Genomic DNA, 19,876 nt, shown 5'->3' with positions numbered 1-19,876 from the left:
ACCCGCTCGTCTCGATCGCGCCTACTTCGGCTGCATGCGGATCGCGCCGTCGAGGCGGATCGTCTCGCCGTTCAGCATGGGGTTGGCGACGATCGAGCGCACCAGCGCCGCGTACTCGGCCGGGTGCCCGAGCCGGGACGGGTGCGGCACCTGCTGCTCGAGCGACGTGCGTACGTCGTCGGGCATCCCGGCCATCATCGGCGTCTCGAAGATGCCCGGGGCGATCGTGACGACCCGGATGAGCAGCTTGGACAGGTCGCGCGCGACCGGCAGCGTCATCCCCGCGACCCCGGCCTTCGCCGCCGCGTAGGCCGCCTGGCCGACCTGCCCGTCGAAGGCGGCCACGGAGGCCGTGTTCACGATCACGCCGCGCTCGAGCGTCGCCGGGCCGCCCGGGACGCCCGATGCGACGGGCTCGTTGCCGGCGATGGCCGCCGCCGCGAGGCGCAGCACGTTGAACGTGCCGACCAGGTTGACCCGGATGGTGCGCTCGAACGCGTCGAGCGGCGCCGGGCCGTCGCGACCCACCGTGCGGTTCGCGGTGACGATGCCGGCGCAGTTGACGGCGACACGGAGCGGCGCGAGCGCGGATGCCGCGGCGACCGCCTCGGCGACCTGCGCCTCGTCGGCGACGTCGGCCGCGACGAACCGGGCGTGCTCGCCGAGCTCGGCCGCAGCCTGCTCGCCGCGCGGGCCGGGCAGGTCGACGATGACCACGTGCGCGCCGCCGTCGATGAGGGCCTGCGCCGTCGCACGCCCGAGTCCGGACGCGCCGCCGGTGACGATCGCGGATGCTCCGCTGAGTTCCATGTCGTTCCTTCCTTCCGTGCCGCGCGAAGACGCGGCACGCCGTGGTGGTCGGCGAGGCGACGCGGTGGCGCGTCGTCTCGCGTGAGTCGGCCGGTCAGACCCGTTCGATGATCGTCGCGTTGGCCATGCCGCCGCCCTCGCACATCGTCTGGAGCCCGTAGCGTCCGCCCGTCGCCTCGAGGTGGTTCACGAGGGTCGTGAGCAGGCGCGTGCCGCTGGAGCCGAGCGCGTGCCCGAGCGCGATCGCGCCGCCGCGCGGGTTGAGCTTCGCGGCGTCGGCCCCGGTCTCGGCGAGCCAGGCGAGCGGAACGGAGGCGAACGCCTCGTTCACCTCGTAGGCGTCGATGTCGTCGTGGCCGAGGCCTGCGCGCTCGAGCACCTTCGCGGTGGCGGGGATGACGCCCGTCAGCATCGTGATCGGGTCGCTGCCCACCACGGAGAACGCCCGGAAGCGCGCCCGCGGCTCGAGGCCGAGCTGTTCGGCGGCCTCGGCGCTCATGATCAGCGCGGCCGAGGCGCCGTCGGTCAGCGGCGAGGAGTTGCCGGCGGTGATCCGCCAGTCGAGGTCCGGGAAGCGCTCGGCCAGCCGGTCGGTCCGGAATGCCGGGTCCAGCCCGGCCAGCGACTCGACCGTGGTCGCCGGCCGCACCGTCTCGTCGGCGAGCGAGTCGACGCCCGGCACCGGTACCACCTCGGTCGCGAAGGCGCCCGACTCCCCGGCCTCGGCGGCGAAGCGGTGCGAGCGGGCCGCGAACTCGTCGAGCCGCTCGCGCGAGAGGTCCCAGCGGTCGGCGATCAGCTCCGCCGACACGCCCTGGTTCACCAGGCCGTCCGGGTACCGGGCGTGCACGCGCGACCCGTACGGGTCGGCGCCCGCGGCGCTCGAGCCGAGCGGCACCCGGCTCATCGACTCGACCCCGCAGGCGATCACGACGTCGGCCTGGCCGGCCATCACGGCCTGAGCCGCGAAGGTCGCCGCCTGCTGGCTCGACCCGCACTGCCGGTCGATCGTCGTGCCGGGCACGGTCTCGGGGAAGCCCGCCGCGAGCACGGCGTTGCGGACCGCGTTGTACGACTGCTCGCCGACCTGGCTGACGCAACCGCCGATCACGTCGTCGACGAGACCGGGATCGAGGTCGTTCCGGTCGACGAGCGCGGTGAGCACCCCCGCGAGCAGGTCGACCGGGTGGATCGCGCTCAGCATGCCTCCGGGCTTGCCGCGCCCAACGGGAGTTCGGATGACGTCGACGATGACGGCTTCACGGGTCATGCCGACCAGCCTAGTTTCCGGGGCCGGGACGCCGCCGCCGCGGCGTCCGCTCAGCCGACCTCGGCGACCTCGGGCACGGCTGCCGCGACGACCTGCTCCACGCGCACCGGCTGGCGCTCGGGGAGCACCACCGGGTGGGTGCCGGCCATCGCCTCGATGACCCGGACCACCTGGCAGGAGTAGCCGTACTCGTTGTCGTACCAGACGTAGAGCACGACGTCGGTGCCGTCGGCGATGGTCGCCAGCCCGTCGACGATGCCCGCCCGGTGCGAGCCGACGAAGTCGGTGGAGACGACCTCGGCCGACTCGATGTAGTCGACCTGCTGGCGCAGCGGCGAGGTCAGCGACACCTGGCGGAGGAAGGCGTTCAGCGTCGCCTTGTCGGTCGGGCGCTCGAGCTGCAGGTTCAGGATGGCGAGGCTCACGTCGGGGGTGGGAACGCGGATCGCGGACCCGGTGAGCTTGCCCTCGAGCGCCGGCAGCGCCTTCGAGACGGCCTTGGCGGCGCCCGTCTCGGTGATCACCATGTTGAGCACGGCGGAGCGACCGCGACGGTCGCCCTTGTGGAAGTTGTCGATGAGGTTCTGGTCGTTCGTGAACGAGTGCACCGTCTCGACGTGGCCGCGCACGATGCCGTAGGCCTCGTCGACGGCCGCGAGCACGGGCGTGATCGCGTTCGTGGTGCACGAGGCCGCTGAGAGGATGCGGTCGTCGTCGCCGATGACGTCGTGGTTGATGCCGTGCACGATGTTCTTGATGGCGCCCTTGCCCGGTGCCGTGAGCAGCACGCGGGCGACGCCGGTCGACTCGAGGTGGCGGCTGAGGCCCGCCTCGTCGCGCCAGCGACCGGTGTTGTCGACGACGATCGCGTCGGAGATGCCGTAGGCGGTGTAGTCGATCGTGCCGGGGTCGTCGGAGTAGATCACCTGGATGAGCGTGCCGTTCGCGAGGATGGTGTTCGCCTCCTCGTCGACCGTGATCGTGCCCTGGAAGGGGCCGTGCACCGAGTCGCGGCGCAGCAGGCTCGCCCGCTTCTGCAGGTCGTTCTCGGCGCCCTTGCGCACCACGATCGCGCGCAGGCGCAGGTTCTGCCCGCCGCCGGCGTGGGCGATGAGGATGCGGGCGAGCAGGCGGCCGATGCGCCCGAAGCCGTAGAGCACCACGTCGGTGCCGGATGCCGCGGGCTCGCCGGCGTCGACGAGCACCGGCGCGAGCTCGGCGCGGAGGAAGTCGACGAGGTCGGTGCCGGGCGCGGCCGCGTGGAACCGCGAAACCAGGCGCGCGACGTCGATCGATGCGGGTCCGGGGCCGATCTCGGCGAGTGCCTCGAGCACCCGCATGGTGTCGTCGAGGTCGAGCTCGACGTCGCCCGCCTGCCGGGCGAACCGGTGCGCCTTCAGCAGCTCGACGGCGGACCGGTTGATGAGGCGACGGCCGTGGATCGAGGTCACGACCCCGTGGCGGCGGTAGAGCCCGCCGATGAGCGGGATCATCCGCTCGGCCAGCTCCTCTCGGGAGATCCATTCCTCGCGGCGGGCGTCGAACTCGTGGCTCACGGTTGTCCTCTCGGCCGCGAGGCTGGGGCGTCGTCGGCCATCGTGCGGGCCGAACGCCTTGGTGGCAGCGTCGACCACGGGGTTTCCGAAGGGGATGCCTCGATGATAGCGGCCGGCCGACGGCGGGCCGGTGTACGCGGCGGCGGACCGCCCTGTGCGCGGGCGCCGTCGCGGCGACCGCCGAGCGGAGGCCGTGGTCAGGCGGCGACGTCGTCCACGAAGGCGATGTCGTACTCGGCGATGCGCTGCGGAACGCCGTCGAAGGCGGCGGCGCGCGCGGTGGAGGCGAGGTACGCCTGTTCCAGGGCGCGAAAGGCCTCGACATCTCCCGGGGCGCTCACCGCCCAGACGAAACGGTTCTGCTCTCGGATGCCGTAGGCGAACTCGATCGCGAAGCCGAGCTCGGCGCGCACCCGCGGCATCCACTCGTTCCACCAGGAGAGGAAGGCATCGTACTCCCCGTCGACGAGGAGGTACCGGCGGAGCTGGATGGTCGTCACCCGAGCCATTCTGCCCGCTCGGATCGGCGTGTGACGACGCGACGGGACTGGGCCGCGACCGTGCTGCGCGCCATCTGCACCGTCCCACTCGTGATGCTCGTATACGATTTCGCATATTAAATCGCACATGCCGTCGTGTAGCATCGCGACCAGGAGCTCGACGACGAAGTGGAGAGACATGCTCGACGCAGCACGCATCGCGGAGATCGCCGACGAACTCGCCGCCGCCGACCGCGACCGCACCACCGTCCCGCTGCTGACCGCCCGGACCCCGGGCATGACGGTCGAGGACGCCTACGCGGTGCAGCGCGTGTGGACCGAGCGCGCGGTCGAGCGCGGAAGACGGGTCGTCGGACGCAAGATCGGGCTGACCTCCAAGGTGATGCAGGTCGCCACGGGCATCAGCGAGCCCGACTACGGCGTCATCCTCGACGACATGGTGCACGAGTCCGGCGCCGTGATCGAGCATTCGCGCTTCTCGAACGTGCGCGTCGAGGTCGAGCTCGCGTTCGTCCTCGCGAAACCGCTGCGAGGTCCCGGCACCACCATCTTCGACGTGCTCGACGCGACCGCCTACGTCGTGCCCGCGCTCGAGATCCTCAACTCGCACATCGAGCTGCAGGGCCGCACCATCGTCGACACGATCTCCGACAACGCGGCGATGGGCGCGATGGTCGTCGGCGGCACGCCGGTCAGGGTCGACGCAGTCGACCTGCGTTGGGTTTCCGCGCTGCTCTACCGGAACGAGACGATCGAGGAGTCGGGCGTCGCCGGCGCCGTGCTCGGCCACCCGGCGATGGGCGTCGCCTGGCTCGCCGACAAGCTCGCGCAGCACGGCCAGTCGCTCGAGGCCGGCGAGATCGTGCTCGCCGGATCGTTCACGCGGCCGATGTGGGTCGAACGCGGCGATACCGTCCACGCCGAGTACGGACCCCTGGGGGCGATCACGTGCCGATTCGCATGAACCTCCCCGAGACGTTCGCCGCCCGCCTCGCCCGCGCCGACCGCCCGCTGGTGGGGCTCTGGGCCTGCTCGGGCAGTCCGGTCATGGCCGAGATCCTCGCCGGCAGCGGCGTGGACTGGGTGCTCGTCGACGCCGAGCACTCGCCCAACGGGCTCGAGTCGATCCTCGCGCAGCTCTACGCCGTGTCCGCCTACCCGGTCGCACCGGTCGTGCGGGTGCCCATCGGCGACACCGTCGTGATCAAGCAGGTGCTCGACCTGGGTGCGCAGAACCTGCTCGTGCCCATGGTCGACACCGCCGAGCACGCGGAGGAACTCGTCCGCGCCATCCGCTACCCGGCGTCCGGTGTACGGGGCGTCGGCGCCTCGCTCGCCCGCTCGTCGCGCTGGAACCGCGTTCCGGGCTACCTGGCGGACGCCTCGTCCACCATCAGCCTCACCGTGCAGGTCGAGTCGGCGGCCGCCGTCGCCGCGGTCGACGAGATCGTCGCCGTCGACGGGGTCGACGCGATCTTCGTGGGACCGGCCGATCTTGCCGCGTCGATGGGGCGGCTCGGCCAGCCGTCGCACCCGGAGGTGGTCGAGGCCGTGCTCACCGCCCTGCGGTCCGCCCGGGCTGCGGGCAAGCCCGCCGGGGTCAACGCGTTCGTTCCGGAGGAGGCCGAGCGGTACCTCGAGGCGGGCGCCGCGTTCGTCGCCGTCGGCGCCGACGTGTCGATCACCGCCCGGGCGTCGGAGGCGCTCGCAGACCGCTTCATCGGCGGACGGGCCGGAGGATCCGAGGCCGGCGACGCGCCGCGCCCCTCGTACTGAGCGGTTGTCGCACGCCGGCTCGATCGTATACGATTTCAGATACACAGAGACGAGGACGTTCATGACGATCGCCATCCCCACCCCCGGCAAGGTCATCGCCGTGCACCTCAACTACCCCTCGCGCGCCGCGCAGCGCGGCCGCACGCCGGCCGTGCCGAGCTACTTCCTCAAGCCGTCGAGCTCCCTCGCGGCATCCGGCGACGGACTCGAGCGACCGGCCGGAACCGAGCTGCTCGCCTTCGAGGGCGAGATCGCCCTCGTCATCGGCGAGCCGGCGCGCCGGGTCTCCCCCGCCGACGGCTGGCGGCACGTGGCCTCCGTCACCGCCGCGAACGACTTCGGCGTCTACGACCTGCGGGCCGCCGACAAGGGCTCGAACGTGCGCTCCAAGGGCGGCGACGGCTTCACCCCCATCGGCCCCGCGCTCATCCCCGCCGCCGACGTCGCACCCGACGGCCTGCGCGTGCGCACCTGGGTCAACGGCGAACTCGTGCAGGAGGACACGAGCGACACCCTGCTCTTCCCGTTCGGCCGGCTCGTCGCCGACCTGTCGCAACTCATGACCCTCGAGACCGGCGACGTCATCCTGACGGGCACGCCCGCGGGCTCGTCGGTGGTCGTGCCCGGCGACGTCGTCGAGGTCGAGGTCGATGCCCCGGACGCCGCGGGCTCGCCCACCTCGGGCCGGCTGGTCACCGGCATCACTGCGGGCACGACGCCGTTCGGCGACTTCGGCGCGAAGCCGGCCGTCGACGACCACCAGCGCATCGAGGCCTGGGGCTCGGAGGCCGAGCACGCCGCCGCCGTCGCCGCGGGGCGCGCGACACCGCTCGAGGCCGGCAACCGGGCCGAGCCCGCGGATGGCGCCGGCGCCGGGTTCGAGCTCACCGACGAACTCCGCGACCGGCTCTCGACCGTCGCCGTGGCGACCCTGTCGGTCGCGCTCCGCAAGCGCGGCTACCACGACGTGTTCATCGAGGGCGTGTTCGCGAACCACCCGAGCGACCGCATCGTCGGCCGGGCGCGCACGCTGCGGTTCATCCCCGCGCGGCCCGACCTGTTCGCCGCGCACGGCGGCGGGTACAACGCCCAGAAGCGCGCGTTCGACACGGTCGGCGCGGGCGAGGTGCTCGTCGTCGACGCCCGCGGCGAGCGCGGGACCGGCACCGTCGGCGACGTGCTGGCCCTGCGCGCGAAGGTGCGCGGCGCCGCCGGCATCGTGACCGACGGCGGCGTGCGCGACTTCGACGCGGTCGCCGGGATCGGCATCCCGGTGTTCTCACAGGGCCCGCACCCGAGCGTGCTCGGCCGCCGGCACGTGCCGTGGGAGACCGACGTGACGATCGCCTGCGGCGGCGCCGCGGTGCAGCCGGGCGACGTGATCGTCGGCGACGGCGACGGCGTGATCGTGATCCCGCCGCACCTCGTCGCCGAGGTCGCCGCCGAGGCCGCCGAGCAGGATGCCGCCGACGCGTGGGTCGCGGAGCGGGTCGCCGAGGGCGAACCCGTCGACGGCCTGTTCCCGATGGACGCGGAGTGGCGCGCGCGGTACGAGCGCGCGCGGACCGAGGGCGGCCCACGATGAGCGCCGAGAGCAAGGCCCAGCGCGCCTACCGGTTCGTCCGCGAGCGCATCGACGACGGCCGGTACGTGCCCGGCTACCGCCTGGTGCTCGGCCAGATCGCGCGCGAACTCGACGTGTCCGTCGTGCCGGTCCGGGAGGCGATCCGCCTGCTGGAGGCGGAGGGCCTCGTGACGTACGAGCGGAACGTCGGCGCCCAGGTCGCGCTGGTGAAAGAGACCGAGTACCTGCACACCATGCAGACCCTCGCCCTCGTCGAGGGGTACGCCACCGGAATGTCGGCGCCGAGCGCATCGCCGGACCAGCTGCGCCGGGCGCGCGAGGTGAACGAGCGGATGCGACGCACCCTCGACGACTTCGACCCGCACCGGTTCACCGAGCTCAACCGCGAGTTCCACTCGATCCTGTTCGAGACCTGCCCCAACCCGCACGTGCTCGACCTCGTGCACCGCGGGTGGAATCGCATGAAGGTGCTCCGCGACTCCTCGTTCAGCTTCGTGCCCGGCCGGGCCCGCGAGTCCGTCGAGGAGCACGAGCGCATCGTCGAGCTCATCGAGCAGGGCGCCGACCCGCTCGACGTCGAGCTCGCCGCCCGCCGTCACCGCACGGCGACGCTCGACGCGGTGCTCGCCTACCAGTCCGAGCACAAGACCCCGGCGACGGATGCCGCATCCGCGCCGGCCACGACCCCACCCGCACCCGAGCCCGGCGCCGGCGCCCCGGCATCCGCTTCGACCCTGGAGGCCACCGCATGACCCACCACGTCCCCGAGGGGCTGCCCGAGCGCATCCGCCACTACATCGACGGCGAGTTCGTCGACTCCGTCGGCGGCGAGACCTTCGACGTGCTCGACCCCGTGTCCAACGAGGTGTACGTCCAAGCAGCGGCGGGCCGGCAGGCCGACATCGACCTCGCCGTCGCCGCCGCGCGGCGCGCCTTCACCGAAGGCCCGTGGCCGCGGATGCTGCCGCGCGAGCGCTCGCGCGTGCTGCACCGCATCGCCGACCTCGTCGAGTCGCGCGACGCGCGCCTGGCCGAGCTCGAGACGTTCGACACGGGCCTGCCGATCACGCAGGCGCTCGGCCAGGCGCGCCGCGCGGCCGAGAACTTCCGCTTCTTCGCCGACCTGATCGTCGCGCAGGCCGACGACACCTACAAGGTGCCCGGGCGCCAGGTGAACTACGTCAACCGCAAGCCGATCGGCGTCGCCGGCCTCATCACGCCGTGGAACACGCCGTTCATGCTCGAGTCGTGGAAGCTCGCGCCCGCGATCGCCACCGGCAACACCGTCGTGCTGAAGCCCGCCGAGTTCACGCCGCTGTCCGCGTCGCTGTGGGCCGAGATCTTCGAGGAGGCCGGGCTGCCGCAGGGCGTCTTCAACCTCGTGAACGGGCTCGGCGAGGAGGCGGGCGACGCGCTCGTGAAGCATCCCGACGTGCCGCTCATCTCGTTCACGGGCGAGAGCCGCACCGGGCAGATCATCTTCGGCAACGCCGCGCCCTTCCTGAAGGGCCTGTCGATGGAGCTCGGCGGCAAGAGCCCGGCCGTGGTCTTCGCCGACGCCGACCTCGACGCGGCGGTCGACGCGACCATCTTCGGCGTGTTCTCGCTGAACGGCGAGCGCTGCACGGCCGGCAGCCGCATCCTCGTCGAGCGGTCGGTGTACGACGCGTTCGTCGAGAAGTACGCGGCGCAGGCCAAGCGCGTCGTCGTCGGCGACCCGCACGACCCGAAGACCGAGGTCGGCGCGCTCGTGCACCCCGAGCACTATGACAAGGTGATGTCCTACGTCGAGATCGGCAAGGGCGAGGGTCGCCTCGTCGCCGGCGGCGGCCGGCCCGAGGGCTTCCCGACCGGCAACTACGTCGCCCCGACGGTCTTCGCGGACGTCGCGAAGGACGCCCGGATCTTCCAGGAGGAGATCTTCGGGCCGGTCGTCGCGATCACGCCGTTCGACACCGACGAGGAGGCGCTCGAACTCGCCAACGGCGTGAAGTACGGCCTCGCCGCCTACATCTGGACCAACGACCTCAAGCGCGCGCACAACTTCTCGCAGGCGGTCGAGGCCGGCATGGTGTGGCTCAACTCCAACAACGTCCGCGACCTGCGCACGCCCTTCGGCGGCGTGAAGGCCTCGGGCCTCGGCCACGAGGGCGGCTACCGCTCGATCGACTTCTACACCGACCAGCAGGCGGTGCACATCACCCTCGGGCCCGTGCACAACCCGACGTTCGGCAAGCAGGAGCACCACGAGGAGACCGACCTCGACGACCCGGATCCCCGCTGACGACATCCCGCCGACCGCGACATCCCGCCGACCCATCTCACGCAAGGACGCTGACATGACCCACCGCACCCAGCCATCGCACCGTGATGGCATGACCCGCACCTCCTCGGGCTTCTTCGTCTCACAGGAGGCGCCGATCCGCTCCGAGAACCCGATCCCGACCCCGTCGGCGCCCGCGCCCGACATCCTGCGCTGCGCCTACATGGAACTGGTCGTCACCGACCTCGAGGCCAGCCGCGACTTCTACGTCGACGTGCTCGGCCTGACGGTGACCGAGGAGGACGATGAGACCGTCTACCTACGGTCGCTCGAGGAATTCATCCACCACAACCTCGTGCTGCGGAAGGGTCCGGTGGCAGCGGTCGCCGCGTTCTCGTACCGCGTTCGCACGCCCGAGGACCTCGACCGGGCCGTGGCCTTCTACTCCGAGCTCGGATGCCGCGTCGAGCGGCGCGCCGAGGGCTGGACGAAGGGCATCGGCGAGTCGGTGCGCGTCGAGGACCCGCTCGGCTTCCCGTACGAGTTCTTCCACGAGGTCGAGCACGTCGAACGCCTCGCCTGGCGCTACGACCTCTACACCCCGGGCGCACTCGTCAGGCTCGACCACTTCAACCAGGTGACCCCGGACGTGCCCCGCGCGGTCGCCTTCATGCAGGACCTCGGCTTCCGCGTGACCGAGGACATCCAGGACGACGAGGGCACCGTCTACGCGGCATGGATGCGGCGGAAGCCGACCGTGCACGACACCGCCATGACCGGCGGCGACGGCCCGCGCATGCACCACGTCGCCTTCTCCACGCACGAGAAGCACAACATCCTCGCCATCTGCGACAAGCTCGGCGCGCTGCGGATGTCGGACCGCATCGAGCGCGGCCCCGGCCGGCACGGTGTCTCGAACGCGTTCTACCTCTACCTGCGCGACCCCGACGGGCACCGCGTCGAGATCTACACGCAGGACTACTACACGGGCGACCCCGACAACCCGGTCGTCACGTGGGACGTGCACGACAACCAGCGCCGCGACTGGTGGGGCAACCCCGTGGTTCCCTCGTGGTACACCGAGGCGTCGCTCGTGCTCGACCTCGACGGGAACCCGAAGGAGGTCGTGGCCCGCACGGACGCCAGCGAGATGGCGGTGACCATCGGCGCCGACGGCTTCTCGTACACGCGCCAGGACGACGGCGCGGACTCGCTGCCGGAGTGGAAGCAGGGCGAGTACAAGCTCGGCAACCAGCTCTGAGCCGGTCGTGCCCCGGCGTCCCGGGGGATCCCCGGGATCGGAGCGCCGCCGTTGCCGACGCCCGAGGATAGCGCATCGCGACTCGCGCCGAAATGGCTAGACAATCTAGATTCATCTGTGGTCTCGTAGTTCATGTGATCGCGGACAAGGGAACGACCGCACCGCTGCGGGCGATCACGCATGGGGGGATGACCCCGGGGGGCCGCGGCCCCCCGGGTCTCCACAGCGCCGTCGGCTACAGTGAGCAGCAATGGACATTCCGGACGGCGTGATCGGCATCGCCGGGGGCCGCGAACTCATCGACTTCGAGCTGCTGCTCGAGCGGATGGTCGCCCGCTTCCCGCAGTTCACGCGCGCCGAGATCCATGCGGTCGCGATGATCGAACACGATGCGATCACGGGCGGCGAACTCTACGCCGTCCCCGCCGAACTCGAGGCGGGCCTGATCGAGGCCCTCGAGTCGGAAGACGGGCCCGCCGAAGCGCCCACGACTGCGGCCTGACCTCGGACCGCCCGCCGATCGCCGACGCGAACGGGCATGACGCCGTTCACCCGGCGACTCGTCCCCCACCGCGCCGCATCCGTGCCGCGCCATCGCCACAGAAAGGCACCACCATGAACATCCTGCTGATCATCGTCGCCATCATCGCCGTCATCCTGCTCTTCACCGGCGGCCTCGTGGAGTCGCTCCAGTTCCTGCTCTGGGTCGGCATCGTCCTGCTCGTGCTCGCCGTCATCGTCTGGCTCGTCAGGATGCTCACCGGCAACAAGAGCGTCTGAACCGTCTGAATCATCCGCAGCGGGCCGTCGCGACGACGCGGCGGCCCGTTCGCGTGCCCGGGCGGGGGCCGGCCCGCTCAGTCGGCCTGCGCCGGCTCCGGAGCGTCCTCGCCGAGCTCGGCGTGGTGTCCGTCGGGCTCGGCGAGTTCGACCGCGCCGATCATGCCGTCGAGGAACCGCGCGACCGCCACGAGTTCGTGCGGCTGGAGGGAATCGGCCACGTCGATCATCGCCCGGTGCATGCGTCCGAGCGTCTGGCGCACCTCGGCGTCGCTGCCGGTCGTGCTGACCACGACGAGCGACCTGCGGTCGGTCGGGTGCGGCCGCCGCGTCAGGTGGCCGCTGCGCTCCAGGCGGTCGATGAGCACGGTCGTCGACGCCGTGGAGATGCCGAGCCGCTTGGCCAGCATGCCGGGCGTCAGCACCTCGCCCTCGCGCTCGGCGCGCAGCACGTACCGGAGGGCGAGGAGGTCGGTCTCGCCCATGCCCATCGAATCGCGCGTGCGTCGCCGCATCTCCTGGTCGGCCGAACGGTAGCGGCGCAGCAGGTTCAGGACGTCGACACTGCCGATCCGCGTGGCATCCGGCTCGTACCAGTAACCGCTCGAGTCGAAGCCGGGGGAAGAACGTGACACCCTGACACCCTAGCCAGAGGATGCCTCAGTCGAGGAATGCCGTGGCCGCGTCCTTGAACACGCGCGCGGTGAGCGTCGACACGTGGTCGCGTCCCGGAACGGTCACCAGGTCGCTCCCCCAGTCCAGTGCGAGCTGCTGCACGCCCACCGGAACGGGATCCTCCTCCCCCGCGACGAACAGCACCGGGATGTTCCCCGGGATCGCCAACGGCGCGCCCGCGACGCCCTCCGTGCACGCGAGCAACGCCTCGCGGTCCGCGCCCGCGCGCACCGCGGGACCCAGCACCTGGGCGATCACGCGGTTCCGCGGGGGCACGTCGTCGACCAGGTACGCGCGGACCTCGTCGAGGTCCCACGTCGCGAACAGCTCGGTCGGCCCGGCTCCTCCGACCACGGCGCGACGGACCCGCTCGGGCGCGAGCTCGCACAGCGCGGAGACCACGCGGTTCCCCATCGAGTAGGCGACGACGTCGACCCGCTCGGCGCCGGCGGAATCGAGGACGGACACGAGGTCGGCGCCGAGCCGATCGGGGGCGTACGCGTCGGCGTCGGTCGGCTTGTCGCTCTCGCCGTGGCCGCGGAGGTCGGTCGTGATCACCGTCCGGCCGGCGTCGCGCAGCGCGCTCACCCAGCCTGTCCCCTCCCAGGTGACGACCGAGTCGGACGCGAAGCCGTGCACGAGGAGGACCGGCGGCCGCTCGGCATCGGCGCGCACCTCGCCGTGCACGCGGTACGCGACCAGCACGCCGTCCGGCGCCTCGGCGTGCAGTGCGGGCGCCGAGGCGCGGGCCGGGCTCATGCGCCGGCCCGGCCGTCGGCCGCGTCGGACGCCGCGCCGGAGCCGACGATCGCGGCACCCGCGTGGCCGAGTTCGGCGAGCGCGGCCTCGGAGGACTCCGGGGCCACGCCGGCGATGAGGTCCTGGAGCACGCGCACGTGCTGGCCGTGCTCGAGCGCATCGAGCGCGGAGGCGCGCACGCAGTAGTCCGTGGCGATCCCGACGACGTCGACGTCGGTGATGCCGTGCTCGGCGAGGACCTCGGTGATCGACGCCCCCGCGTCATCCGTGCCCTCGAAGATCGAGTACGCGGGCACCCCCTGCCCCTTGCGGATGTGCACGTCGACCTCCGAGGTGTCGAGCGCCGGATGGTACTCGGCACCCGGCGTGCCGGCCACGCAGTGGCTCGGCCAGGTGGTCACGTAGTCGGGGTCGGCGCCCGTGGCGAAGTGCCCTCCGTTGTCGGAGTCGGCGTCGTGCCAGTCGCGCGACGCCACGACGAGCGCGTAGTCGTCGCGGTGGCCGGCGAGGTGCTCCGTGATGCCCGCGGCGACCGCGGCACCGCCTTCGACGCCGAGCGCACCGCCCTCGGTGAAGTCGTTCTGCACGTCGATGATGAACAGGGCCCGACTCATGACCGGCTCCTTCGCTCCTCGGGTCTGGTGGCGAATCCGCCGACTCCATTCTGTCGCGTGGGCCGGGGCCGTGCCCGGGCCGTCCGTCACATGGATCCGGCGGTTCGCGGTCGTTCGTCCCGGCGCAGGCCCGCCAGGCGGTCAGTCGTCCGCGAGCTCATCCCCGCACCGGTAGAACCCGGTCGCGAGCGTGTCGATCGCCTGCTTGGCCGCCTCGGTGACGTCGCCGAGCGCGTAGATCGCGAAGGTCAGCGTCGTGCCGTCCTGGGCGCGGATGACGCCGGCGAGCGTGTACCCGGTGGTGATCCAGCCGGTCTTGGCGAGCACCGCGCCGTGCGCGACCGCGTTGTCGCCCGCGAACCGGTCGGCGTACGAGAGCGAGCCCCGTTCCCCGGCGACCGGCAGCCCGTCGAGGATCACGCCGAGGTTCGCCTCGCGCGCGTCGACCTTCGCGAAGAGCCTCGTCAGGTACGCCGGCGGAACGGCGTTGTCGGGCGACAGCCCGGACCCGTCGACGACGCGGATGCCGCCGCGCGCGATCCCGTACGTCGCGAGCGCCTGCCGCAGCGCCGGGTCGATCGCGGCGAAGTCGTCGCCGGTCCCGACCTCGATCGCCACGAGCCGCGCGAGCATCTCGGCGACGGTGTTGTCGGAGACGACGAGGGACTTGTCGATGAGCTGCGCGACGGACGGCGACCACACCCGCCCCAGCTCGGCCGCGCCGGCGGGCGCCGTGCCGCGCTCGATCACGGCGACGCCGCCGAGCTCCGCCGCGAACGCGTCGCCGGCACGGCCCACCGGATCGGCGCCCCGGGCGGACACGTTCGCGTAGGGGTCCGCGCGGTCGCCGTCGACCATGAGCGCGGTGATGTTGGGCATGAACCCGAGCCCGAGCTCCGCGGGGTCCCAGCTCGGGTGCCAGGTCTCCCCGCCGAAGAGCGACGCGTCGAGCACGAGCTTCGTCAGCGGCGGGTTGGACGGATCGGCCGCCCACGCTTCGCGGACCTGGCGCGCGAGCTCGTCGAGGTGGGCGGCACCGGGGTACACCGTCTCGCTGCCGCTCGGCGTGCGCGAGAGCGTGACGTCGCCACCCCCGACGAGCACGACCGACCCGGGCTCGGCGCCGCGCACCACCCGGGTCGCGAACCGGTCGTCGGGAGCGAACACGGCGAGCGCCGCCGCGGCGGTGAGGGCCTTCATGACGCTGGCGGTGCGCGACGCGGTGAGCCCGCCGCGATCGAAGAGGACCTCGCCCGTCCCGGCGTTCATGACCTGCGCCTGCAGGTTCGCGAGCCTCGGGTCCGCGGCGAGCCCCGCGACCGAGCAGGTCCGCACCCGCGCGACGGGCTCGGGGGTCGGCGTCGGGGTGGGCGTCGGCGTCGCGGACGGGGTCGGGGTGGGCGAGGCCGACGGCGAGGCCGTGGGCGTCGCGGCGCCTCCCCACGTCGTCGCGGCGAGGACGACCGTCGTCCCGAGCAGGCCGATCGCGGCGACGGCGGCGACGGCGGTCAGCACGCGGTGCCGGGCGACGATCGCGCGGAGGCTCCGCCCGCGGCCGGCCGGCGCCGCCGGCTCGCCGTCGGACGGTTCCCGGCGCATCGCCGGGCCCGCGGCATCCGTGTCGTCGCTCATCCCGGGCATTGTACGGAGGCCGACCGGACGGTGGCCGAGCACCTCCGGCCCGCGGTGCGCGACTCAGGGAGCGTCGCCGGACGCCTCCGCGGGCCGGGATGGTCCGCACACGTCGGCGATGGCGCGGGCGACCACGCCGGTCAACGTGCGGAGCGACGCGATCGACACCCACTCGAGGTCGGCGTGCGCTCCCCCGCCCGCCGGACCGACGAGCACCACCGGGATGCCCGCCTCGGCGATGAGCCCCGCATCGGTCCACCAGGGATCGCCTCGCACGACGGCCGGCGCGCCGGTGGCCGCTTCGACCGCGCCCAGCACGGCGCGGGCGATGAGCGAGTCGGGTTCGGCCTGCATCGCGGGACGCGCGACGAGCCGCTCGACCCGCGTCGGGCGGCTCGTCGCCAGCGCGCGCTCGAGATCGGCCCCGGGATCGGGGTCGCCGGGCAGGGTACGACGTTCGACCACGAGCACGCACCGATCGGCCACGGTCGCCGCATCGGAGCCGCCCTCGATCGTGGCCACGCGCACGCTCCCCGACCCGAGCAGCGGATGGCCCGGCCGCGCCCGGAGCTCCGCGCCGAGGGCTCGGAGCGCGACGAGCCCGTCGAGCGCCCGATCGATCGCGTCCACCCCGAGCTCCGGCTGGGAGCCGTGCGCGGCGACGCCGTCGTACTCGACCCGGTACCAGGCGAAGCCGCGGTGCGCGAGGGTCACGCCCAGGTCGGTCGGCTCGAGCACGATCGCGCCGTCGGGACGCCCGACCGCGTCGGAGCGCACCTCGCCCTCGATCGCCGCGAGCAGGTCCTCCGTGCCGCGCGAACCGTACTCCTCGTCGGCGGCGAAGGCGAGCAGGAGATCGCCGGCGACCTCATCGGCCGCGGCCGCGGCGATCATCGCCGCCGCGAGTCCGCCGGCCATGTCGTACGCCCCACGGCCGACGATGCGGTCGGCGGCCGTCTCCGCTCCCACGGCGTCGACACCGGCATCGCCCGCGCCGCCGACCGTGTCGAGGTGGCCGGCGAGGAGGAGCGTGCGCCCGCGCCCGCTTCCGCGTCGCCGGGCGAGGACGCTCGGACGCCCGGGGTCTTCCCCGACCAGCCGGACCTCGAAGCCGCGGTCGCCGAGCCAGACCGCGACGAACCGCGCGAGCTCCCGCTCGCCCGCCCCGCCCGCGAGCAGGGACGGGTTGGTCGCGTCGATCGCGACCAGCCGCCGCGTCAGTTCCGCGACCTCGTCGTCGGCCTCCGATCCGGCCATCGCTCCGCCGGGCAGCGCTCAGTCCTCGCCCGGGTAGCGCAGCCCGATCTCGGCCCGGATGCGGTCGAGCGTGCCCATGATCGCGACCGACTCCTCCGTCGGGAGGATGTCGCCGCCATCCAGGCGCCCCTCGGCGACGAGCTGCTCGAGCGCGGCGGCCTGGTAGTGCATGCCGCGGCCGTTCACGTCGGAGGAGTACTCCTCCAGCACGGTGTCGTCGTGCGCCACGACGCGGAAGCTCGTCGGCGAGTACCAGACGCCGTCGATCTCGATCCGAGCCTCGGTGCCCAGGACGAGCGCCCGGTTCGGCCCTCGGGCGTCGCTCGCCGAGAAGGTCGAGGCGATGCGTCCGTCGGCGTAGCCGAACTGCACGGCGACCTGCGCGTCGGCACCCGTCGGCCGGAGGATCGCGGTGGACTGGATCACCGTGGGCTCCCCGAAGAGGTCCCAGGCGAACGACACCGGGTAGATGCCGAGGTCGAGGAGGGCCCCACCGCCGAGCTCGAGGGCGTTGAGACGGTGCGACGGATCGTCGGAGAGCTTCTGCGTGTGGTCGGCGATCATCGAACGGGGCTCGCCGATCGCACCGGACGCGATGACCTCGCGGATGCGTACCATGTGCGGGAGGTACCGGGTCCACATCGCCTCGAGCACCAGCACGCCTCGAGCCCGCGCCGCGTCGGCCACCAGGCGCGCCTCGGGCTCGTTGAGCGTGAACGGCTTCTCGACGAGCACGTGCTTGCCCGCCTCGATCGCCGCGAGCGCCGTGGCGGCGTGCCACGGATGGGGCGTCGCCACGTAGACCACGTCGACCTCCGGGTCGGCCAGGAGGGCGTCGTATCCGCCGTGGGCGGTGCCGATGCCGAACTCGTCCGCGAAGCGCTGCGCCGACTCGGCCGTTCGCGAGCCGACCGCCCGCACGTCGAAGCCGTTCGCGAGCAGGTCCGAGGTGAAGAGGCGGGCGATGCCGCCCGTTGCGAGGATGCCCCAGCGCAGTCGTGCCGTCATGCGCGCCAGCCTAGCGGCGCCCGGTCGCGCGAGATCCCGCGGCTCCGGTGCGGCCCGCTCCGGGTCCACGAGGTGTTCCGGAGAACGCCTTCCGTTCGACACGCCCGGCCGATGCGGCGCGGTGCACGAGGCGGACACTAGCGTTCGCCCATGACTCTCCCTTCGCACCGGAGCCGCATGGCCGGCTCCATCGGCAATGTCGCCGGGGTGCCCCACGATGCCACGCACTCCGCCCGCACGTCTCGACCCGGACCGTCGGGACGCTCACGCGCTCCCGAGGCCGCTTCCCCGGGCGCGCGCCGCCGCCGGATGGCGGTGGCCGCCGCAACGCTGCTGGCCGCCGCCTGCGCCGTCGTCGGCCCGCTCGCCGCCCCGCCCGAGGCCGCCCACGCCACCGTCACGATCGCATCCCCGGCGAAGGCGGGGAAGGGGAACGGGAACGGGAACGGCGGCGGCCCGGCCGCGGAACGCGAGTACGCCGCCCTCGGCGATTCGTTCGCCGCGGGCGTCGGTGCGGGCAGCTACCTCGAGACCCGCTGCTACACGAGCACGAAGAGCTACCCCAAGCTGCTCGACGCCGACCTCGATACGAAGCTCGTCGCCTTCCCGGCCTGCTCGGGCAAGGACACCGTCGACGTCCTCGCGCGCCAGATCGCGGCGGTTCCGGCCACGACCCAGCTCGTCACCGTCACCGTCGGCGGCAACGACGTGGGCTTCGGCGACGTGATGCAGGACTGCTTCGTCCTCCCGAACCTCGCCTGCCCGTCGCGCATCGAGACGGGCTCGCGGATCGCGGCCTCTCCCGAGTTCACCGCGAGCATCGTCGCGGTGGTCGACGGGATCCGGGCGCAGGCACCGGGCGCCCGGGTGGTCGTCACCGGCTACCCCCAGCTGTTCTGGGAGAACAGCTCCGGACTGAACCCGAAGTACATCTGGGCCGACGAGGTCAACGACCAAACCGTCGTGCTGAACGACGTGATCGAGGCGGCGGCGACCTCGGCAGGAGCGGTCTTCGTCGATGTCGAGGACGACTTCGCCGGGCACGGCATCGGAAGCACGGCTCCGTGGATCAACGACTGGAAGTGGGTCACCACCCAGCCCGTGAACGCCTTCCACCCCAACGCCGCAGGCCACTCGGCCTACGCCGCCGCCATCCGTGGAGTGCAGCTCCCGTAGTCGCACCGGACGCGCAACGGGCCCGGACGACCGTCCGGGCCCGTTGCCGTGGTGCTGCTGCGGGCGACCAGACGATCGCGCACCGCGCCTCGGGGAGCGAGCGACCCGTCGACCGGGTCGCTCACCTGCCGGCCGGGACCTCGATCGTCGGCACGACGCGCTCCGAAGCTCCGGCCTCGAGCACGGTCGTCCACGCACCCGCTCCCCCGCGAAGCACGGCGACCGCGGCGGCCGTGAACGCGATGACCCCCAGCAGCAGCGACGTGTAGGTGACCCATGCCGCCGACAGGAAGTTCGGGAGCACGAACTCGGCCACCGTCCAGGCGAGCAGGGCGATGGCGACCCAGCGGGGCGCGACGGCGGAGCGGAGCAGTGCCGCGGCGACGAAGACCACGCCCAGCACGGTGCCGGCGAGCCCCGCGAGGAGGTACGGGATGAAGTCGCCGCCCTGCGTCGTCGCGAACGCGGCCTGTGCGGCGTCGACGTCGCCCGACTCGACGGCGTATCGCGCCATCCCGAGCGTGACGAGGCTCGCCCCGCCGTACGCGGTGTGGCCGAACGCGCCGAGGCCGCTGAACACTCCCCCGATCGTGGCGAGCACGGGCGAGCGATGACTCGCGGCGTGGGCGAGCCCGACGAGGCCGATCGCCCAGAACACCTGCGACCACAGGAAGAGCTGGAGCCCGATCGCGACGGGCGTCGAACCGCCGAGGAGCTCGACGTACTCGGCCGGGTCGTCGGGGAACTCCGGTCGAAGCAGGATCCCCACGACGGCGGTGGCGATCGCGGCGACGAGCGATCCGGCGACGAGCACCCGGCGGACGGACGGCAGTGCGCGGGACGTGGACATGAGCGGACTCCCCTCGATTCGGCCGCGGCGGTTCCGCGGCGACGGCACGACGCTACGAGCGGCGCGGCGTCGGACGCATCCGTCGCGGGTTCCGGCCCACGTCA

General features: G+C 72.7%; 20 protein-coding genes. 9 read left to right on the top strand and 11 right to left on the bottom strand.

Annotated elements, in window-relative coordinates; all coding sequences use genetic code 11:
• Positions 1-21: 21 nt before the first annotated feature.
• From ACUY4T_RS11275 to ACUY4T_RS11260, 4 genes are all read right to left on the bottom strand, one after another.
• Positions 22-810, bottom strand: coding sequence for an SDR family NAD(P)-dependent oxidoreductase (locus ACUY4T_RS11275; protein ID WP_446019031.1), 789 nt, complete (start codon positions 808-810; stop codon positions 22-24).
• Positions 811-904: 94 nt separating this feature from the next.
• Positions 905-2,080 (bottom strand): thiolase family protein, encoded by a 1,176-nt coding sequence (locus ACUY4T_RS11270; protein ID WP_446019030.1) that lies wholly within the window; start codon positions 2,078-2,080, stop codon positions 905-907.
• Positions 2,081-2,130: 50 nt separating this feature from the next.
• Positions 2,131-3,636 (bottom strand): glyceraldehyde-3-phosphate dehydrogenase, encoded by a 1,506-nt coding sequence (locus ACUY4T_RS11265; RefSeq protein WP_446019029.1) that lies wholly within the window; start codon positions 3,634-3,636, stop codon positions 2,131-2,133.
• A 197-nt stretch (positions 3,637-3,833) separates the two neighbouring features.
• Positions 3,834-4,136: a hypothetical protein gene (locus ACUY4T_RS11260; RefSeq protein ID WP_446019028.1), complete on the bottom strand. Its 303-nt coding sequence runs from the start codon at positions 4,134-4,136 to the stop codon at positions 3,834-3,836.
• A gap of 178 nt (positions 4,137-4,314) precedes the next feature.
• Between ACUY4T_RS11260 and hpaH the strand changes: the two genes are divergently transcribed.
• The 8 genes from hpaH to ACUY4T_RS11220 all read left to right on the top strand — a co-directional run bounded on the left by hpaH (position 4,315) and on the right by ACUY4T_RS11220 (position 11,801).
• A complete protein-coding gene (gene hpaH / locus ACUY4T_RS11255) occupies positions 4,315-5,100 on the top strand; it encodes a 2-oxo-hept-4-ene-1,7-dioate hydratase (protein WP_446019027.1) in 786 nt (261 codons plus the stop codon).
• A complete protein-coding gene (locus tag ACUY4T_RS11250) occupies positions 5,097-5,912 on the top strand; it encodes an aldolase/citrate lyase family protein (protein WP_446019026.1) in 816 nt (271 codons plus the stop codon). The genes hpaH and ACUY4T_RS11250 overlap by 4 nt, the downstream gene beginning before the upstream one ends.
• 61 nt (positions 5,913-5,973) lie before the next feature.
• The gene (locus tag ACUY4T_RS11245) at positions 5,974-7,497 is read left to right on the top strand and encodes a fumarylacetoacetate hydrolase family protein (protein WP_446019025.1); all 1,524 of its coding nucleotides are present in this window, start codon (positions 5,974-5,976) and stop codon (positions 7,495-7,497) included.
• Entirely contained in the window at positions 7,494-8,249 is a 756-nt protein-coding gene (locus ACUY4T_RS11240) for a GntR family transcriptional regulator (protein ID WP_446019024.1), read from the top strand. The genes ACUY4T_RS11245 and ACUY4T_RS11240 overlap by 4 nt, the downstream gene beginning before the upstream one ends.
• On the top strand, positions 8,246-9,781 hold the full coding sequence (gene hpaE, locus ACUY4T_RS11235) for a 5-carboxymethyl-2-hydroxymuconate semialdehyde dehydrogenase (protein ID WP_446019023.1): 1,536 nt from the start codon (positions 8,246-8,248) through the stop codon (positions 9,779-9,781). Before ACUY4T_RS11240 ends, hpaE begins: the two co-directional genes overlap by 4 nt.
• A 91-nt stretch (positions 9,782-9,872) precedes the next feature.
• On the top strand, positions 9,873-11,021 hold the full coding sequence (hpaD, locus tag ACUY4T_RS11230) for a 3,4-dihydroxyphenylacetate 2,3-dioxygenase (protein WP_446019022.1): 1,149 nt from the start codon (positions 9,873-9,875) through the stop codon (positions 11,019-11,021).
• Between the two features lie 250 nt (positions 11,022-11,271).
• A complete protein-coding gene (locus ACUY4T_RS11225) occupies positions 11,272-11,523 on the top strand; it encodes a hypothetical protein (RefSeq protein WP_446019021.1) in 252 nt (83 codons plus the stop codon).
• A 113-nt stretch (positions 11,524-11,636) separates the two neighbouring features.
• On the top strand, positions 11,637-11,801 hold the full coding sequence (locus ACUY4T_RS11220) for a hypothetical protein (RefSeq protein WP_446019020.1): 165 nt from the start codon (positions 11,637-11,639) through the stop codon (positions 11,799-11,801).
• A gap of 77 nt (positions 11,802-11,878) precedes the next feature.
• Here the strand turns inward: ACUY4T_RS11220 and ACUY4T_RS11215 are convergent, their stop codons facing one another.
• From ACUY4T_RS11215 to ACUY4T_RS11190, 6 genes are all read right to left on the bottom strand, one after another.
• Complete coding sequence (locus ACUY4T_RS11215; protein WP_446019019.1) at positions 11,879-12,436, bottom strand: MarR family winged helix-turn-helix transcriptional regulator; 558 nt, start codon at positions 12,434-12,436, stop codon at positions 11,879-11,881.
• A 25-nt stretch (positions 12,437-12,461) separates the two neighbouring features.
• Entirely contained in the window at positions 12,462-13,235 is a 774-nt protein-coding gene (locus tag ACUY4T_RS11210; protein ID WP_446019018.1) for an alpha/beta fold hydrolase, read from the bottom strand.
• Positions 13,232-13,849 carry an isochorismatase family protein gene (locus tag ACUY4T_RS11205; RefSeq protein WP_446019017.1) on the bottom strand — a complete coding sequence of 206 codons (618 nt, stop codon included), beginning with the start codon at positions 13,847-13,849 and terminating at the stop codon, positions 13,232-13,234. The genes ACUY4T_RS11210 and ACUY4T_RS11205 overlap by 4 nt, the downstream gene beginning before the upstream one ends.
• Positions 13,850-13,990: 141 nt before the next feature.
• A complete protein-coding gene (locus tag ACUY4T_RS11200) occupies positions 13,991-15,481 on the bottom strand; it encodes a D-alanyl-D-alanine carboxypeptidase/D-alanyl-D-alanine-endopeptidase (protein WP_446019016.1) in 1,491 nt (496 codons plus the stop codon).
• Positions 15,482-15,544: 63 nt separating this feature from the next.
• Positions 15,545-16,738 carry a M20/M25/M40 family metallo-hydrolase gene (locus ACUY4T_RS11195; RefSeq protein WP_446019015.1) on the bottom strand — a complete coding sequence of 398 codons (1,194 nt, stop codon included), beginning with the start codon at positions 16,736-16,738 and terminating at the stop codon, positions 15,545-15,547.
• Between the two features lie 18 nt (positions 16,739-16,756).
• Positions 16,757-17,746: a Gfo/Idh/MocA family protein gene (locus ACUY4T_RS11190; RefSeq protein ID WP_446019014.1), complete on the bottom strand. Its 990-nt coding sequence runs from the start codon at positions 17,744-17,746 to the stop codon at positions 16,757-16,759.
• Positions 17,747-18,061: 315 nt separating this feature from the next.
• Between ACUY4T_RS11190 and ACUY4T_RS11185 the strand changes: the two genes are divergently transcribed.
• Positions 18,062-18,922 (top strand): SGNH/GDSL hydrolase family protein, encoded by an 861-nt coding sequence (locus ACUY4T_RS11185; RefSeq protein ID WP_446019013.1) that lies wholly within the window; start codon positions 18,062-18,064, stop codon positions 18,920-18,922.
• A gap of 121 nt (positions 18,923-19,043) precedes the next feature.
• Here the strand turns inward: ACUY4T_RS11185 and ACUY4T_RS11180 are convergent, their stop codons facing one another.
• Positions 19,044-19,772 carry a hypothetical protein gene (locus ACUY4T_RS11180; protein ID WP_446019012.1) on the bottom strand — a complete coding sequence of 243 codons (729 nt, stop codon included), beginning with the start codon at positions 19,770-19,772 and terminating at the stop codon, positions 19,044-19,046.
• Positions 19,773-19,876 lie beyond the last annotated feature (104 nt).

The organism is Agromyces arachidis, assembly GCF_052805135.1.
This window is presented reverse-complemented; position numbering and strand designations above follow the sequence as displayed.

Coding starts and splice junctions, on each gene's coding strand:
- ACUY4T_RS11275 (WP_446019031.1), bottom strand. CDS start 810: ATGGAACTCAGCGGAGCATCCGCGATCGTCACCGGCGGCGCGTCCGGA.
- ACUY4T_RS11270 (WP_446019030.1), bottom strand. CDS start 2,080: ATGACCCGTGAAGCCGTCATCGTCGACGTCATCCGAACTCCCGTTGGG.
- hpaH (WP_446019027.1), top strand. CDS start 4,315: ATGCTCGACGCAGCACGCATCGCGGAGATCGCCGACGAACTCGCCGCC.
- ACUY4T_RS11250 (WP_446019026.1), top strand. CDS start 5,097: ATGAACCTCCCCGAGACGTTCGCCGCCCGCCTCGCCCGCGCCGACCGC.
- ACUY4T_RS11245 (WP_446019025.1), top strand. CDS start 5,974: ATGACGATCGCCATCCCCACCCCCGGCAAGGTCATCGCCGTGCACCTC.
- ACUY4T_RS11240 (WP_446019024.1), top strand. CDS start 7,494: ATGAGCGCCGAGAGCAAGGCCCAGCGCGCCTACCGGTTCGTCCGCGAG.
- hpaE (WP_446019023.1), top strand. CDS start 8,246: ATGACCCACCACGTCCCCGAGGGGCTGCCCGAGCGCATCCGCCACTAC.
- hpaD (WP_446019022.1), top strand. CDS start 9,873: ATGACCCGCACCTCCTCGGGCTTCTTCGTCTCACAGGAGGCGCCGATC.
- ACUY4T_RS11225 (WP_446019021.1), top strand. CDS start 11,272: ATGGACATTCCGGACGGCGTGATCGGCATCGCCGGGGGCCGCGAACTC.
- ACUY4T_RS11220 (WP_446019020.1), top strand. CDS start 11,637: ATGAACATCCTGCTGATCATCGTCGCCATCATCGCCGTCATCCTGCTC.
- ACUY4T_RS11210 (WP_446019018.1), bottom strand. CDS start 13,235: ATGAGCCCGGCCCGCGCCTCGGCGCCCGCACTGCACGCCGAGGCGCCG.
- ACUY4T_RS11205 (WP_446019017.1), bottom strand. CDS start 13,849: ATGAGTCGGGCCCTGTTCATCATCGACGTGCAGAACGACTTCACCGAG.
- ACUY4T_RS11200 (WP_446019016.1), bottom strand. CDS start 15,481: ATGAGCGACGACACGGATGCCGCGGGCCCGGCGATGCGCCGGGAACCG.
- ACUY4T_RS11195 (WP_446019015.1), bottom strand. CDS start 16,738: ATGGCCGGATCGGAGGCCGACGACGAGGTCGCGGAACTGACGCGGCGG.
- ACUY4T_RS11190 (WP_446019014.1), bottom strand. CDS start 17,746: ATGACGGCACGACTGCGCTGGGGCATCCTCGCAACGGGCGGCATCGCC.
- ACUY4T_RS11180 (WP_446019012.1), bottom strand. CDS start 19,772: ATGTCCACGTCCCGCGCACTGCCGTCCGTCCGCCGGGTGCTCGTCGCC.